Raw genomic sequence first — 14,607 nt, 5'->3', positions numbered from 1 at the left:
ATGACCGGATACAGAGTCCTGAATGCCATGCGCAGGCCGTAGCGCCGCGCTTATTTCTGGCGTATTGTGTCACAATTCCGCTACTAAAGAGAGCCTGACCCATGACCATCGAATGGTGGCTGACCTATCTGCTTACCACTACAATTCTCAGCCTGTCGCCCGGTTCCGGCGCAATCAACACCATGAGTACCGGTATCAGCCACGGCTATCGTGGCACGGTGGCCTCTATCTCCGGTTTGCAGGTCGGCCTGGCGCTGCATATCGTGCTGGTCGGCATTGGTCTGGGTGCGCTGTTTTCTCAGTCGCTGCTGGCGTTTGAGATTCTGAAATGGGCCGGTGCGGCCTATCTGGTCTGGCTGGGTATTCAGCAGTGGCGCTCAGCGGGTGGCATTGATCTGGATGCAGTCGCCAGAGCGATGCCGCGTCGTCGCCTGTTCAAACGCGCCGTGCTGGTTAACCTGACCAACCCGAAAAGTATCGTCTTTCTCGCCGCCCTGTTCCCGCAATTTATTCAGCCGCATCAGCCACTATTTATGCAGTATCTGGTGCTGGGCGTCACCACCGTTGTGGTCGATATCATCGTGATGATTGGCTACGCCACGCTGGCAACGCGGATTGCGGGCTGGATTAAGGGACCAAAACAGATGAAGTTAATGAACCGCATTTTTGGCGGGCTGTTTATGGCGGTAGGCGCACTGCTGGCCAGTGCCAGAAAAATCGCTTAACGCCTTTCGCGCCGAATTCGGCGCGAAAGATTATTCCTTCTTCCCTGGCCCCGCTACGGCGCTGACAATGGAACCGCACGCAACACAATGATGCCCGGCTTCGAGCGCATATATTCCCTGAACGGCGCATCGACAACTTTTCGATTAACGGCCAGCGAAGAGGCGTTCCTGAACCATAAGCGGCCATCATGCCGGACAGCAATCCCCACATGCGTAACATCCAGCCCCTGACTGGTGGCGTAAACCCCCACGTAATCGCCGGTCTGGATCTGCTTCAGCACCTGCGGTGTGATCGCCCGGGCCGGAATGTAAGTGATACGACGTGCAATCACACCCAGACCGGGCACCTGTTCTGCTCCGCTGGCCTGACGATTCAGGTGCTTCACCACCGTCACCGTATCCGGGCTAAGGGTGCGGGTCACGTCATCGGCATTGCGCGGGCTATCGGCGAACCAGTCGGAAAAAAAGTGGCGACGATTCCGGTAGCTGACCTCACCGCCAGCGTAGCGGGTCCGAATCAGGTTAGCCTCAAAGCTGGCGCGATCGTTGCTGCGGCTCAGCGCCTGCACATAATCAAGCAGCGTGTAACAATCCACACCGTTGAAATTGATTACCAGCGCTTCCGGACGCGTGGGAGAACCGATCAGCGTATCCGCTTCATAGGGTGTCCCGAGAAACGTCGCAGAGATCCGGCTAATCCTTTCGCCCTGCGTCTGATCGACATCGGGCAGCGTCTGCATCAGGATCGAGGTGACCTCATCGCTCTGGCCCGGCTCTGGCGCAGGGTTACGGGCGGCATCAGGCGAGGCGCAGGCGCTGATACAGGCCGTCATCAACACCAGTAATATGAACTTCACTCTCATCATCCTCTCCATAAACATTGCGCCTGCTTCCCGACTGTAATGGAGATATGGATATGAATGATTAATAAAGAGTGACGATTTATCTGCGGTTGCAACAGCAAAACTCCCTGAGCCCTGGAATGTGACATCTGTCACACAAGCGAACTCTCTGGAGGAAGCGACAGCGAGGGAAGTTTCTGCCGGAGGCGCAACGCGCACTCCGGCATAAAGACTGAAACGCGGAATTTAACGCGAAAGAATCAGGTGGATACCAAAACCGGCAAACAGTACGCCTGCCATGCCATCGACCCACTTCGCCAGTCGCTGATACTTAGCGCGGATCCACGGCAGCGCAAAAATCGCCGCCACCAGGGTAAACCAGGCAAAAGTTTCTCCGACAATCAGCAGGAACAGCCCCCAGCGCTCCGCCGAACCGACATCGTCGCCAACAAACAGCGAAAAGACGCTGCCGAAGTAGATAATGGCTTTAGGATTCGACAGGTTCGTCAGCAGGCCTTTGAGAAAGCTCATGCCGCGTTTCGGCAACGCAACCACCGGCTCATCCTGCTGCGGCTGTTTATGACGCTGACGTGCCGAGCACATCAGCTGCCAGCCCATCCACAACAGATAAAGTCCACCGCCGACCATGATGATCTGATGCAGCCAAGCCATTTTTTCCAGAATCAGATGCAGCCCCATCAGCGCCACACCCGCCCAGACCACAATGCCCAGCGTAATACCCAGTACACCCATCATCGCCTCTTTGCGCGAGCGGCTGGCGGCAGTCTGTGACACGAAAAAGAAATCGGGGCCGGGGCTCATCAGTGCCACCAGATGCACCAGCGCCACAGTGGCGAATAACATCAGCATAATCAGTGTCCTTTACTCTTCATCATCAAGATGCTCTTTGATCATCACCAGGAAAGGTTTGCCAAAGCGCTCCAGTTTGCGGTGACCCACGCCGTTGACGCTGAGCATCTCGGACGCGCTGACCGGCATCTGTTCTGCCATCTCTATCAGTGTGGCGTCATTGAACACCACGTAAGGCGGAATATTCTCTTCATCGGCGATCGCTTTTCGCAGCTTACGCAGCTTGGCGAACAGTTTGCGATCGTAGTTGCCACCGTGAAACTTCGCCGGACTGCTGCTTTTTGTTTTTGCGGTGATTAAACGGGGCACCGCCAGCATCAGTGGCACTTCACCGCGCAGCACGGGACGCGCCGCTTCGGTGAGCTGCAGAGCCGAATGCATAGCGATGTTCTGCGTCACCAGCCCCAGATGGATTAGCTGACGTAACACGCTCACCCAGTGTTCGTGGCTCTGATCTTTGCCCAGTCCATAGACCGGCAGTTTGTCATGACCCTGCTCACGGATACGCTGATTGTTGGACCCGCGCAGCACCTCAACGATATAGCCCATACCAAAACGCTGACCCACGCGGTAGATGCCGGAGAGCGCTTTTTGCGCTTCAACCAGGCCGTCATACCGTTTAGGTGGGTCGAGACAGATATCGCAGTTATCGCACGGCTGCTGGCGGCCCTCGCCAAAATAGTTCAGCAGCACCAGACGGCGGCAGGTCTGCGCTTCAGCAAACGCGCCCATGGCGTTGAGTTTGTGACGCTCAATATCCTGCAGCGGTCCGGGCACTTTCTCTTCCAGACATTTACGCAGCCAGGCCATATCGGCCGGGTCGTAAAGCATCATCGCTTCGGCAGGCAGACCATCACGTCCGGCTCGCCCGGTTTCCTGATAATAGGACTCGATGTTGCGCGGGATATCGAAGTGGACCACAAAACGGACGTTGGGCTTGTTGATGCCCATGCCAAAGGCAACCGTCGCCACCACGATTTGCAGATCGTCACGCTGAAACGCTTCCTGCACCCGGCCACGCTGCTCGCTGTCGATACCGGCGTGGTATGCCCCGACGCTGAATCCCCGGCTTTGCAGTCGCGCGGCGGTGTCTTCCACCTTCGCCCGGCTGTTGCAGTAGATAATGCCGCACTTGCCGCGCTGATCCTGAACGTAACGCAGCAGCTGATCGGTGGGTTTAAATTTCTCCACCAGCGTGTAGCGAATATTGGGGCGGTCAAAGCTGCTGATCTGGATCAGCGGATCCTGCATATGCAGCAGGTTAACGATGTCGTTGCGGGTAGTTTCATCCGCGGTAGCGGTCAGCGCCATTACCGGTAATTCGGGGAAGCGCTGACGCATCTTGCCGAGTGCGCCATATTCCGGACGGAAATCGTGGCCCCACTGGGAAATACAGTGCGCTTCATCCACCGCCAGCATCGCCGGTTGCCAGTGCGCCAGACTGTCCAGGAAGTTATCCATCATCAGGCGTTCCGGGGCGATGTAGAGCAGCTTAACCCGACCGGTTCGGCAGTCGGCCATCACCGTCTGCTGCTGATCGCGCGTCATGGTGGAGTTGAGATAGGCTGCCGCCACGCCGTTCGCCAGCAACTGATCGACCTGATCTTTCATCAGCGAGATCAGCGGCGACACCACCAGCGTCAGCCCCTCGCGCACCAGCGCAGGAATCTGATAACAGAGCGATTTACCGCCGCCGGTGGGCATCACCACCAGACAATCGCGCCCGCTCAGCGCCTCATTGATGATCGTCTGCTGACCGGGACGAAAATGCTGGTAGCCGAAGGTATCCTGCAATACCTGCTGCGCCAGCGCTTCCTGATTAAGAACTGCCGAGGTTGCCACGCGATTCCTGTCTTTCGTTATGGATTAGAACAAGTCGTTAAGTGTTACACCCACACCCAGACGCGTCTGGCGATGGTTGTAATCGATCAGTGATTCACCGTAACCGCTAAACACCTGAGTATAGAAGCGAACGTGCTCAGTGATAGGGTAGCTCCAGCCCAGGGTCGCGCCGCCATAACCGCTGTTCCAGTTATAGTTGCCCTCTACGCTGAAGATATTGTCGCCGAGCTTATAGCCCAGACGGGTGCGGTAGTAACCCATGTATTTGGTGATATCGGGATTATCATCGCTGTTCGCCCCTTCAGGGATGCGATACCAGGGTTTGATTTCCGCCAGGAAGTTACCATTCTCTGCCATCAGACGCGCATAGACGCGGTTCCAGCTGCGCGAGGTGGGATCGCTTCGTCCGTTGGATTGGTGATTCAGACCCACTTCGACATCACGCAGTGTCCAGCCCGCCAGCGAATAGTCGGTCGCCCAGCCCAGGAAAATCTGCGGCTCATAGTTGGTCTCACGGAATGGCGATGACTCAGCACTATTCGACAGCTGCCACCAGGAACGCTGGGTATAAGAGGCGGCCAGCACGGAGTTGTCGCCCAGAATACCGCGCCACAGCGGAAACGCCAGGCTGAGCTGGAATTTAACTTCATCTTTGCGGGCATTCTCTCCCCAGTTATAGGAGGAGATCGCCTCTTTATTGAGGTCGCTGGTATAGGTATAAAGCAGATAGTTGTTCTCGTAAGGATAGAGAACAAACGGGTTATCATGCTTCTCCAGCAGGTTAGCGATAATGCTGCCCTGAACCTGTGGCGCGTCATGAACCTCTTTAATATGGGCTTCATCCGCCTGCGCCAGCGCAGGAAATATCAACATTGCCGCCAGCAAGGCGCGATGCTTACGCATAAAATTCTCCGGTGAGCAGCTGCGTATCAAAGTAACTGAAAGGGTGTCGTAAAAAGCAGGCCATTCTACACGCAAATGGCAGTGAGCATGAGTGCTGATTTCTTAAACTGGAAACACCCTCGCAGGCGGCATAGAATACACAACTCATTCATATTCCGCGCCCCTCTGGCCCGATTTTTTCAGGACACATCATCATGTCATCACCCGTGCTGACACAGCAGGACGCTCGCCAGCTGGTCGGCGAAATTTTCGTTTATCACATGCCGTTTAATCAGGCGCTGGGCCTGGAACTGATGCGCCTTGACGCAGACTACGCAGAGATCAGCTTCAATAACAAAACCATGCTGGTGGGCAACCAGGCGCAGCAGATTCTGCACGGCGGCGTTATCGCGTCGGTACTGGATGTCGCGGCGGGCATGGTCTGCGTCAGTAATGCATTAACCCGTCAGGAAAGCATCAGCGAAGCGGATCTGCGCCAGCGTCTGTCACGCATGGGTACCATTGATATGCGCGTCGACTATCTGCGTCCCGGACGCGGCGAACGCTTCACCGCCACCAGCAGCCTGCTGCGCGCCGGTAACAAAGTCGCCGTGGCGCGTGTGGAACTGCACAATCAACAGGGCGATTATATCGCCACGGCTACCGCCACCTATCTTATCGGCTAACCACGCCATTGAATGGATCGCATATGGATACGCAACAAACCCGCCAGGGCGTTGGCTTTGCACTGGGCGCTTACTTTATCTGGGGCATTGCGCCCGCTTATTTCAAGCTGGTAAAGCAGGTTCCCGCCACGGAAATCATGACGCACCGGGTGATCTGGTCTGCACTGTTTATGCTGTTACTGATTACCCTGAGCCGCAGCTGGCCCGGCGTTCGCAGCGTGTTGCGCCAGCCTAAAAAAGTGCTGCTGCTGGCGCTGACGGCCGTGACTATCGGCGGCAACTGGCTGCTGTTTATCTGGGCAGTCAACAATCAGCATATGCTGGAAGCCAGCCTGGGCTACTTTATTAACCCGCTGATCAACGTGGTGTTCGGCATGCTGTTTTTGCGCGAACGGTTTCGCCGCTTGCAGTGGCTCGCCGTGCTGCTGGCCACCGTCGGCGTACTGGTGCAGCTGTGGCAGTTTGGCTCGTTACCGATCATCGCGCTGGGCCTGGCGCTGAGTTTTGCCCTGTATGGCCTGGTGCGTAAAAAGATTCAGGTCGATGCGCAGAGCGGCATGCTGATTGAAACTCTGTGGCTGTTTCCGCTGGCGGCGATTTACCTGTTTGGCTTTGCCGACAGCGCCACCAGCCACTTATCCGCCAACCCACTGAGTCTCAACCTGAAGCTGATAGCGGCGGGCATTGTGACCACCATTCCGCTGATGCTGTTTGCGGCAGCCTGCAGTCGTCTGCGACTTTCCACCGTAGGCTTCTTTCAGTATCTCGGTCCGACGCTGATGTTTGTGCTGGCGGTCGCGTTTTACGGTGAGACCATCACGCCAGACAAGATGGTGACTTTTGGTTTCATCTGGCTGGCGCTGCTGGTATTTGTCTGCGATGCGGTGGCGTTTTCATTCCGTTCCCGTTCGCGCATAGCGTGAAATAAAGCGCGCTAAAGCCGGGCCGGTCAGCAGGATAGTAAAGAGACGCAACGTCTGCAACGCCATCACAAACGCCATGTTGACCTGGGTTCCCGCCGCAATGATCGCCACCGTGTCCAGCCCCCCTGGACTGGTGGCGAGATAGGCCGTCATCAGATCGATATCCAGCATTCGCGTCAGCATCCACGCCAGCCCGCCACACAACAGCATCAGCCCGAAGATCGAGGCCAGCATCTGCGGCAGCGTGCGCAGTGCCAGCAGAAAAATCGGGCGGGTGAAACGTAATCCCACGCTCCAGCCAATCAGTGCATAGGCCACGGCCAGCAACCATTCCGGCACCTGTAACACCGCGATGTCGCTACTGTGCAGTGCCGCACCCGCCAGCGCAGGCAGCAGCAGCGCGCCAGAAGGAATGCGCAGTCGTGTGCCCAGCCACGCGCCTGTCAGCATCACCACCAGGGTGATAACAAAGCCCTGATTCAGCGGTGGAAACCAGAGCAGCGAGACGCTGTGCGCCTCATCGCCCAGTCCGATGCGCGCCACCAGCGCGGCCGCCGAGGCGACAAACAGCACCCGCAGATACTGCATGAATGCGACCAGCCGCACGTCAGCGCCAAAGTCACCCGCCATCGCCACCATGGCCGATGCACCGCCCGGCGACGATCCCCATGCGCCGGTCGGGCCAGGCAGATGACTGAAGCGCACCAGCAGAAAACCTGACAGGCCGCTGGCCGCCAGCGTCAGCAGCAGCACCGTCAGCACGATCGGCCAGTCCTGAATCAGCGGGGCCAGAATCGAAGGCGACAGACTCTGCGCAATCATGCAGCCCAGTACGGCCTGAGCGAGCAGGAACAGCCGTTTATCAATTCGCAGCGTGGCACCCGACAGCCCCATCACTACACCGACAATCATCGGCCCCAGTAACAGCGCAGCGGGCACATGAAAATAGTGCAGCACCGCGCCCAGTAATACCGAGATCAGCAGCAGCAGTGTCCACTGCGCGCGCAACGAAAAAGCGTCCATAAGAAGTTAATAATTTGTAAAAACAGGAGGGTAAGATTACGCAGAAATGGGGACAGGAGCCAGCAGAACGGGCCATCTCAGATGGCCCGTTCTTATTTTAAAGCCAGTTTTTACGCTTGAAATAGAGATAAGGCGCCAGTCCGGCCAGAATCATCAGGCCGATCGCCGCCGGATAACCGAAGCTCCACTTCAGTTCCGGCATAAACTCAAAGTTCATCCCGTAACTGGAGGCCACCAGCGTCGGCGGCAGAAACACCACGGAGACCACCGAGAAGATCTTGATAATGCGGTTCTGCTCGATGTTGATGAAACCCATAGCCGCCTGCATCAGGAAGTTGACCTTCTGAAACAGTGATTCGTTATGCGGCAGCAGCGATTCGATATCGCGCAGAATTTCACGCGCCTGCTCCAGCTGATTGCCCGGCAAACGTGCTTTGCGTACCAGGAAGTTCAGGGCGCGCTGGGTATCCATCAGACAGAGGCGCACCTTCCAGCCGATATCTTCCAGTTCCGCTAATCGCGACAGCGCCTGATCGTACTCTTCGCCCTGCTGACCTTCCATGATCACCCGGCTGAGTTTCTCCAGTGCGCTGTAGATGTTCTCGATTTCGTCCGCCAGCTGTTCGATTTTGGTTTCAAACAGGTCAAGCAGCAGCTCAAAGGCATTGCCGTCGATCAGGGTCTGATTACGGGCGCGCATGCGATAGAGACGGAAAGCAGGCAGCTCACGTTCGCGCAGCGTGTAGAGACGGCCTTCACGGATGGTAAACGCCACGGTGGAGTTACCGGCGTGATCGTCAGCATCTTCATAGAAGAAGAAGGAGTGGATATGCAGGCCATCTTCATCTTCGAAGAAGCGTGCCGAGGCCTCGATATCTTCCAGCTCAGGCCGTGTTGCCAGACTCTGGCCCAGCTCAGATTGCACGCGATCACGTTCGCCCTCTTCCGGCTCGATCAGATCGACCCAGACAGAGGTCGTCAGTTTGTCGTTTTCGTCTTCCAGCTCCAGTCGCGTCAGGCGGCTGTGATCCAGTTTAAATGCGCTCAGCATAGCAATACTCCCCATTGCAGACTAAATGGGACAAGGCAGTCCGCCGTTCCTCAACATGGAACGGGCAGCCTGAACACGGAAACAGAGTTTCAGAGATAAATCAGTGCTGACTCGCGACGGAATCAAAAAGGGAGGTCGCTGATAACCGCTAAGGCTACCCGCGTAAAGAGGTAGCCTTAGATGTTATTCCTGGAATCCAGGTCATTGAGCCAGCATCGACTGGGCGTGTCCAAGGCATTGTCCTCTCATGATAATAGTGGGCGCATGTTACGCTGAGACGAAAAAGCCGTCAACCGCACGCTAAAGCGTTTCCAGCTTCGCGTAAGCCGCCACCAGCCACTTGATTCCCTGCCCCTGAAACGCCACCTGAAGACGGCTATGCTCGCCGCTACCTTCCAGATTAATGATGGTGCCTTCGCCAAATTTTGCGTGATGAACACGCTGCCCCAGCGCGAATCCACTGTCATTTTTGGTCACCGGGGCACCCATACGCTGATGGTTTACCGGACGGCTGACGCTGGCGCGCAGACGCACTTCTTCTATGCACGCTTCGGGCAGTTCGCCGATAAAACGGGACGGGCGGTGATACACTTCCTTACCATAGAGTCGGCGGGTTTCGGCGTAGGTCAGCGTCAGCTTCAGCATCGCACGGGTCACGCCGACATAAGCCAGACGACGCTCCTCCTCCAGCCGGCCACCTTCATCCAGTGACATCTGGCTTGGGAACATGCCCTCTTCCATGCCGACGATAAACACCTGGCTGAACTCCAGCCCTTTTGCCGAGTGCAGCGTCATCAGCTGAACTGCATCCTGCCATTTGTCTGCCTGGCCTTCGCCCGCTTCCAGCGCGGCGTGGGATAAAAAGGCCTGCAACGGCATCAGATCTTCATCTTCATCCTGATAGCTGAACTGCCGCGTAGCGGTCACCAGCTCCTCAAGGTTTTCGATACGCGCCTGACCCTTCTCACCTTTTTCCTGCTCATACATCAGCCACAGGCCAGAGTCTTTGATGACCCGGTCGGTCTGAACATGCAGCGGTAACTCGGCAGTTTCGGTTGCCAGTGAATCAACCAGTTCACAGAAGCGTTGCAGCGCAGACGCGGCCCGGCCGGCCAGCGCACGGCTTTGCAGCAGTTCACGCGTTGCCTGCCACAGCGTCATCTGACGTTCACGGGCCGTCTGACGCACCACGTCGAGCGTGCGATCGCCCACGCCGCGCGTCGGGGTATTTACCACGCGTTCAAATGCCGCGTCGTCATTGCGGTTCGCCATCAGACGCAAATAGGAGAGCGCATCTTTGATCTCCTGACGTTCGAAGAAGCGCATGCCGCCATAAATACGGTACGGCATGCTGCTTTGCAGCAGCGCCTCTTCCAGCACACGCGACTGGGCGTTGCTGCGATAGAGAATGGCGCAGTCGTTGAGCGCGCCGCCGTTCTCCATCCAGACCTTAATGCGGTTGACCACGAAGCGCGCTTCATCCAGCTCATTAAAGGCGCAGTAGATCGAGATCGGTTCGCCATCACTGCCTTCGGTCCAGAGCTCTTTCCCCAGACGACCATTGTTGTTAGCGATCAGGGCGTTGGCGGCTTTCAGGATGTTATTGGTTGAGCGGTAGTTCTGCTCCAGACGGATCGTTTCCGCGCCGGGGAAATCCTGCAGAAAGCGCTGAATATTCTCGACCTGCGCGCCGCGCCAGCCGTAGATCGACTGGTCATCATCGCCCACGATGATCACCCGACCACTGTCGCCCGCCAGCATCCGAATCCAGGCATACTGAATGTTGTTGGTATCCTGGAACTCATCCACCAGCACATTGGTAAAGCGTTCGCGGTAGTGATTAAGAATGTGTGGCTTGTTGAGCCATAACTCATGGGCGCGCAGCAACAGCTCGGCAAAGTCGACTAAACCCGCGCGATCACAGGCTTCCTGATAGGCCTGATAGATGCGCAGCCAGGTCTGCTCAATCGGATTGCCGTAGCTTTCGATATGCTTTGGCCGCAGGCCTTCATCTTTTTTGCCATTGATGTACCACATGCCCTGACGCGCAGGCCACTGTTTGTCATCAAGGTTCATTGATTTGATCAGGCGCTTGAGCAGACGTAGCTGATCTTCGCTGTCGAGGATCTGAAAATCCTGTGGCAGACCGGCGTCAAGATGGTGGGCGCGCAGTAAGCGGTGCGCCAGACCGTGGAAGGTTCCGATCCACATCCCGCCCTGACTGGTGCCGATCAGATGCTCGATACGGTGACGCATCTCCGCTGCCGCTTTATTGGTAAAGGTCACCGCCATAATCGAATAGGGCGAGCAGTTCTCCACCGACATCAGCCAGGCAATGCGATGCACCAGCACCCGCGTTTTACCACTGCCCGCGCCTGCCAGCACCAGCAGGTTACTGCGCGGTGCCGCAACGGCAGCGCGCTGATTGTCATTCAAACCATCGAGCAGTTCAGAAACGTCCATAAGCACCGATTACCAAAGAAAAAAACGCCGTCGTCACACTGATTATTCCGCCTGCCGCAAGGCATTATCGCTGCCAGTCAGGCGGCGACACAGGTGCCGGATAAGGGACGGCGGCAAAACAGAAAGAGGAGACGACTGGATAAATTTACAGCCATTATAGCAGTGAGGTGAGTGATGCCAACCGCGAAATTTCGACATGCGGCAACAGGCGCGCATCCGGGATATGCATCAGGTTGCCCTGCCGCAGGTTAATCCAGCAGGCCTGCAGCCCGCAGCGCAGTGAGCCCGCCACGTCGGTGGTCAGGTCATCACCCACGTGCAGAATATGGTGTGGCGCGATATCAAGGCGTTGCGCGGCAAGCTGATACATATCCTGCCATGGCTTGGCGCGCCCGTCCGGGCCGGCCCGCAGTGTGAAGCGGAAGTATTCGGCAATGCCCATTTTTTCCGGGCAGGCGTTGCCGTTGGTGACAGCCACCAGCGGGATTTTTTCCGCCAGGGCTTTCAGCGTCTGGTGCGTCTCATCCGGCATCTCGACCTGACTCCGCCACTGATGGAAGACCGCCATCACTTCTGCCGCGCCCGCGGTGGCTTCAGCAGCAGAGAGGCCGATATTCAGCATCGCCAGCTCAACCGAACGGCGTCGCCACTCCGAAACATCATGATAGATATCAGGTTCGCGCTGCAGTAGTTCATCGCGCAACTGCTGATAATCCTGCGGCGTGAAGTCACGCAGCGCCGGATGAAAAGCCTGCAACGCGGCATGGGATTCCAGGGTGGTGCGACGGATGACCGGGTAGTTATCGTAGAGTGTGTCATCAAGGTCGAAGGTCATGGCTTTTATGGCCGACAGCGGACGATAAAACTTCATTCGTTCTTTCCTCGTTTGGCGCGGGGATGCGCAGCGTCATACACCGAAGCCAGATGCTGGAAGTCGAGATGGGTATAGATCTGGGTCGTCGACAGGTTTGCATGGCCCAGCAACTCCTGCACGGCGCGCAGGTCACCACTGGATTCCAGCAGATGCGTGGCAAATGAATGTCGTAGCTTATGCGGATGGATATGGCTGGCCACGCCCTGTCTGATGCCCCATTCGGCAAAGCGTTTCTGCACGTTGCGTGGCGAGATGCGGTTGCCGCGCGTCGAAAGAAACAGCGCATCATCCTGGCCGCCAAAGGTTCCACGCAGCGGTAGCCAGTGCTGGATCCAGGTGACCGCCGTGCGACCAATCGGTATCCGGCGCTCTTTGCTGCCCTTACCGACTACCCACACTTCGCCTGAATCGAGATCGACGTGGCGACAATCCATATTCACCAGTTCAGAGAGACGCAAACCGCCGCCATACATCACTTCCAGCATCGCCCGGTCGCGCACCGCCAGCGGATCGCTAAGGTCGATCTCCAGCAGTTGATTCACTTCATCAACATCAATGTTTTTAGGCAGATGGCGCGCTTTACGCGGCGTCATCACCCCTTTGGCCGGGTTGGCAGAAAGCAAACCCTGGCTCACCTGCCAGTCGAGAAAACTGCGCAGGGCGGAGAGCCGCAGCGCGAGGCTGCTGGCGGCCAGTCCGGCGCGACGGCTGCGCGCCGCCATGCTGCGCACCTGTGCTGGTTCCAGCTGCGCCCAGCTGCTGAGCTTCATCTCATCAGCAATCGCCACCAGCGCGGCAAGCTGGCGCGCATAGCTGCTCTGGGTTAACGGACTGAGCTGGCGCTCCACTTTCAGGTAGCGCAGAAATCCGTCGACGGCCTCCTGCAGCGCGCTGCTCATGCGCGTTCAACCCAGCGGGAGAGCAGATCAGGCATCATCTGCGACAGATGCTGCAGCAGCAGTGTCCCCATGCCCGATTGATAGTGCTGGCTGTCACGACTGCTGAACACCAGCACGCCGAGATCGCCCTCCTCACCCATTAGCGACATGGCAACCGACCCGATCGCTTTGGCCTGCGGCAACAGCAGCAGCAGTTCCGGCCCGTTAATGTTGCCAAGATAGTGATGCTGGTTACCGAAGCGCTGAATACGCAGCGGTTCAAACGCCTGACGCGAGAGGCTCAGCTGAAAGAAATCGGAGGGCGCGCCCAGCAGCCATTTATCACTGAACAGCCGCACATTGGCACCCGCCAGGCCCAGCTCACGCGCCCAGCGATGCAGACGGTTGAGCATATCCTGCAGCGAGTCAGCCGCGGCCAGATGGCTTTCCAGCGACAGCAGACGGTCAAACAGTTCGTGGTTAGCGCTGGCCTGCTCCATCAGCAGCGTGATCTCTTCTTCCAGCCGCTGAATATGGTTGCGTTGCCGCGCCATATGCCATTCGACCAGCGAGACGCTGCCACGCACCGGATGCGGCACGGCCATCTGTTCAACTGCGCGGGCATTGCGGATAAAGAAATCGGGATTCTGCCGCAGATAATCACTGACGGCCTGATCGTCCAGCAGAACCGAACTGTCAGCCTGCTCTTCGATATTTTTCATAGATGAATAAACCCATCGTAGACGTGTGTCGCAGGCCCGGTCATATAGAGCGGCTGACCGGCGCCTTTCCAGGTGATGTGCAGCGTTCCGCCAGGCAGGTCGACACGCACTTTGGGTGCCAGAATGCCCTGCTGAATGCCACATGCAACGGCAGCACAGGCGCCGCTGCCGCACGCCTGCGTTTCACCCGCTCCGCGTTCGTAAACGCGCAGGCGGATATGTTCGGGATTGATGATCTCCATAAAACCGACATTGACGCGATCCGGGAAGCGTTCATGACTCTCCAGAATCGGGCCAAGCAGTTCAACCTGCGCGGTTTTGACACTTTCAACCTGGATAACGCAGTGCGGGTTGCCCATCGACACCGCACCCAGCATCACCGTCTGTTCGGCCACACGTAGCAGATAGAGATTTTCGGCTTTGTTGGCACGAAACGGCACCTGCTGAGGCTCAAAGTTTGGCTCGCCCATGTTCACGCGCACCTGGTCGTCAGGCGTGACGGTCAACACCATGCGGCCATTCTGCGTACTGACCCGGATGTCACTTTTGTTGGTCAGCCCTTTCAGCTGAACAAAGCGGGCAAAGCAGCGCGCACCGTTGCCGCACTGTGCGACTTCACTGCCGTCAGCGTTGAAAATGCGATAGTGGAAATCGAGATCGGGATCATAAGGCGGTTCAACAATCAGCAGTTGATCAAAGCCGATCCCCAGATGACGATCGGCCAGCCGGCGGATCAATTCCGGCGAAAAGAAGACGTTTTGTGTCACCGCATCCACAACCATAAAATCGTTGCCGAGACCGTGCATTTTGGAGAACTGCATTTTTT

Annotated in this window: 15 protein-coding genes; 3 read left to right on the top strand and 12 right to left on the bottom strand. The window is 57.2% G+C overall.

Translation table 11 applies throughout. The annotated features are described in order from the left end of the window. The first annotated feature begins 101 nt into the window (after positions 1-101). Positions 102-725, top strand: a complete 624-nt coding sequence (rhtB, locus tag EPG66_RS17195; protein WP_010257290.1) for a homoserine/homoserine lactone efflux protein — start codon at positions 102-104, stop codon at positions 723-725. A 53-nt stretch (positions 726-778) separates the two neighbouring features. On the opposite strand, the gene EPG66_RS17190 is transcribed toward rhtB, so the two are convergent. The 4 genes from EPG66_RS17190 to pldA form a co-directional block, all read right to left on the bottom strand. Further along, positions 779-1,588: a DUF1460 domain-containing protein gene (locus EPG66_RS17190; RefSeq protein ID WP_182687651.1), complete on the bottom strand. Its 810-nt coding sequence runs from the start codon at positions 1,586-1,588 to the stop codon at positions 779-781. A gap of 225 nt (positions 1,589-1,813) precedes the next feature. Beyond that, positions 1,814-2,437, bottom strand: a complete 624-nt coding sequence (gene rhtC / locus EPG66_RS17185; protein ID WP_010257296.1) for a threonine export protein RhtC — start codon at positions 2,435-2,437, stop codon at positions 1,814-1,816. 12 nt (positions 2,438-2,449) lie between these two features. Continuing rightward, positions 2,450-4,279, bottom strand: coding sequence for an ATP-dependent DNA helicase RecQ (gene recQ, locus EPG66_RS17180; RefSeq protein WP_010257299.1), 1,830 nt, complete (start codon positions 4,277-4,279; stop codon positions 2,450-2,452). 24 nt (positions 4,280-4,303) lie between these two features. Then, on the bottom strand, positions 4,304-5,182 hold the full coding sequence (gene pldA / locus EPG66_RS17175; protein WP_010257301.1) for a phospholipase A: 879 nt from the start codon (positions 5,180-5,182) through the stop codon (positions 4,304-4,306). A gap of 194 nt (positions 5,183-5,376) precedes the next feature. Between pldA and EPG66_RS17170 the strand changes: the two genes are divergently transcribed. Together EPG66_RS17170 and rarD are read left to right on the top strand one after the other, a co-directional pair. Continuing rightward, positions 5,377-5,847, top strand: a complete 471-nt coding sequence (locus tag EPG66_RS17170) for a thioesterase family protein (protein ID WP_010257304.1) — start codon at positions 5,377-5,379, stop codon at positions 5,845-5,847. A gap of 23 nt (positions 5,848-5,870) precedes the next feature. Then, a complete protein-coding gene (gene rarD, locus EPG66_RS17165; RefSeq protein ID WP_010257306.1) occupies positions 5,871-6,770 on the top strand; it encodes an EamA family transporter RarD in 900 nt (299 codons plus the stop codon). Here rarD and EPG66_RS17160 read toward each other — a convergent pair. From EPG66_RS17160 to dapF, 8 genes are all read right to left on the bottom strand, one after another. After that, positions 6,741-7,793 carry an AbrB family transcriptional regulator gene (locus tag EPG66_RS17160; RefSeq protein WP_039390486.1) on the bottom strand — a complete coding sequence of 351 codons (1,053 nt, stop codon included), beginning with the start codon at positions 7,791-7,793 and terminating at the stop codon, positions 6,741-6,743. The genes rarD and EPG66_RS17160 overlap by 30 nt on opposite strands. Positions 7,794-7,890: 97 nt before the next feature. Then, positions 7,891-8,844, bottom strand: coding sequence for a magnesium/cobalt transporter CorA (corA, locus tag EPG66_RS17155; RefSeq protein ID WP_003854370.1), 954 nt, complete (start codon positions 8,842-8,844; stop codon positions 7,891-7,893). A 176-nt stretch (positions 8,845-9,020) separates the two neighbouring features. Next, complete coding sequence (ysgD, locus tag EPG66_RS23280) at positions 9,021-9,077, bottom strand: YsgD/CorL family protein (protein WP_353748370.1); 57 nt, start codon at positions 9,075-9,077, stop codon at positions 9,021-9,023. A 67-nt stretch (positions 9,078-9,144) separates the two neighbouring features. Continuing rightward, complete coding sequence (gene uvrD, locus EPG66_RS17150) at positions 9,145-11,307, bottom strand: DNA helicase II (protein WP_010257313.1); 2,163 nt, start codon at positions 11,305-11,307, stop codon at positions 9,145-9,147. 154 nt (positions 11,308-11,461) lie between these two features. Next, a complete protein-coding gene (gene yigB / locus EPG66_RS17145; protein WP_022624864.1) occupies positions 11,462-12,178 on the bottom strand; it encodes a 5-amino-6-(5-phospho-D-ribitylamino)uracil phosphatase YigB in 717 nt (238 codons plus the stop codon). After that, positions 12,175-13,080 (bottom strand): tyrosine recombinase XerC, encoded by a 906-nt coding sequence (gene xerC / locus EPG66_RS17140; RefSeq protein ID WP_069025599.1) that lies wholly within the window; start codon positions 13,078-13,080, stop codon positions 12,175-12,177. The genes yigB and xerC overlap by 4 nt, the downstream gene beginning before the upstream one ends. After that, positions 13,077-13,781 (bottom strand): DUF484 domain-containing protein, encoded by a 705-nt coding sequence (locus tag EPG66_RS17135; protein WP_010257324.1) that lies wholly within the window; start codon positions 13,779-13,781, stop codon positions 13,077-13,079. The genes xerC and EPG66_RS17135 overlap by 4 nt, the downstream gene beginning before the upstream one ends. Beyond that, positions 13,778-14,602: a diaminopimelate epimerase gene (gene dapF, locus EPG66_RS17130; RefSeq protein WP_010257326.1), complete on the bottom strand. Its 825-nt coding sequence runs from the start codon at positions 14,600-14,602 to the stop codon at positions 13,778-13,780. The genes EPG66_RS17135 and dapF overlap by 4 nt, the downstream gene beginning before the upstream one ends. Positions 14,603-14,607 lie beyond the last annotated feature (5 nt).

It is taken from the genome of Pantoea pleuroti (genome assembly GCF_014156615.1).
Lineage (GTDB): Bacteria > Pseudomonadota > Gammaproteobacteria > Enterobacterales > Enterobacteriaceae > Pantoea > Pantoea agglomerans.
This window is presented reverse-complemented; position numbering and strand designations above follow the sequence as displayed.

What these genes read in the sequence shown, in the direction of transcription:
- rhtB (WP_010257290.1), top strand. Translation starts at nt 102, where the DNA reads ATGACCATCGAATGGTGGCTGACCTATCTGCTTACCACTACAATTCTC.
- rhtC (WP_010257296.1), bottom strand. Translation starts at nt 2,437, where the DNA reads ATGCTGATGTTATTCGCCACTGTGGCGCTGGTGCATCTGGTGGCACTG.
- EPG66_RS17135 (WP_010257324.1), bottom strand. Translation starts at nt 13,781, where the DNA reads ATGAAAAATATCGAAGAGCAGGCTGACAGTTCGGTTCTGCTGGACGAT.
- uvrD (WP_010257313.1), bottom strand. Translation starts at nt 11,307, where the DNA reads ATGGACGTTTCTGAACTGCTCGATGGTTTGAATGACAATCAGCGCGCT.
- EPG66_RS17170 (WP_010257304.1), top strand. Translation starts at nt 5,377, where the DNA reads ATGTCATCACCCGTGCTGACACAGCAGGACGCTCGCCAGCTGGTCGGC.
- pldA (WP_010257301.1), bottom strand. Translation starts at nt 5,182, where the DNA reads ATGCGTAAGCATCGCGCCTTGCTGGCGGCAATGTTGATATTTCCTGCG.
- rarD (WP_010257306.1), top strand. Translation starts at nt 5,871, where the DNA reads ATGGATACGCAACAAACCCGCCAGGGCGTTGGCTTTGCACTGGGCGCT.
- corA (WP_003854370.1), bottom strand. Translation starts at nt 8,844, where the DNA reads ATGCTGAGCGCATTTAAACTGGATCACAGCCGCCTGACGCGACTGGAG.
- dapF (WP_010257326.1), bottom strand. Translation starts at nt 14,602, where the DNA reads ATGCAGTTCTCCAAAATGCACGGTCTCGGCAACGATTTTATGGTTGTG.
- EPG66_RS17190 (WP_182687651.1), bottom strand. Translation starts at nt 1,588, where the DNA reads ATGAGAGTGAAGTTCATATTACTGGTGTTGATGACGGCCTGTATCAGC.
- EPG66_RS17160 (WP_039390486.1), bottom strand. Translation starts at nt 7,793, where the DNA reads ATGGACGCTTTTTCGTTGCGCGCGCAGTGGACACTGCTGCTGCTGATC.
- yigB (WP_022624864.1), bottom strand. Translation starts at nt 12,178, where the DNA reads ATGAAGTTTTATCGTCCGCTGTCGGCCATAAAAGCCATGACCTTCGAC.
- xerC (WP_069025599.1), bottom strand. Translation starts at nt 13,080, where the DNA reads ATGAGCAGCGCGCTGCAGGAGGCCGTCGACGGATTTCTGCGCTACCTG.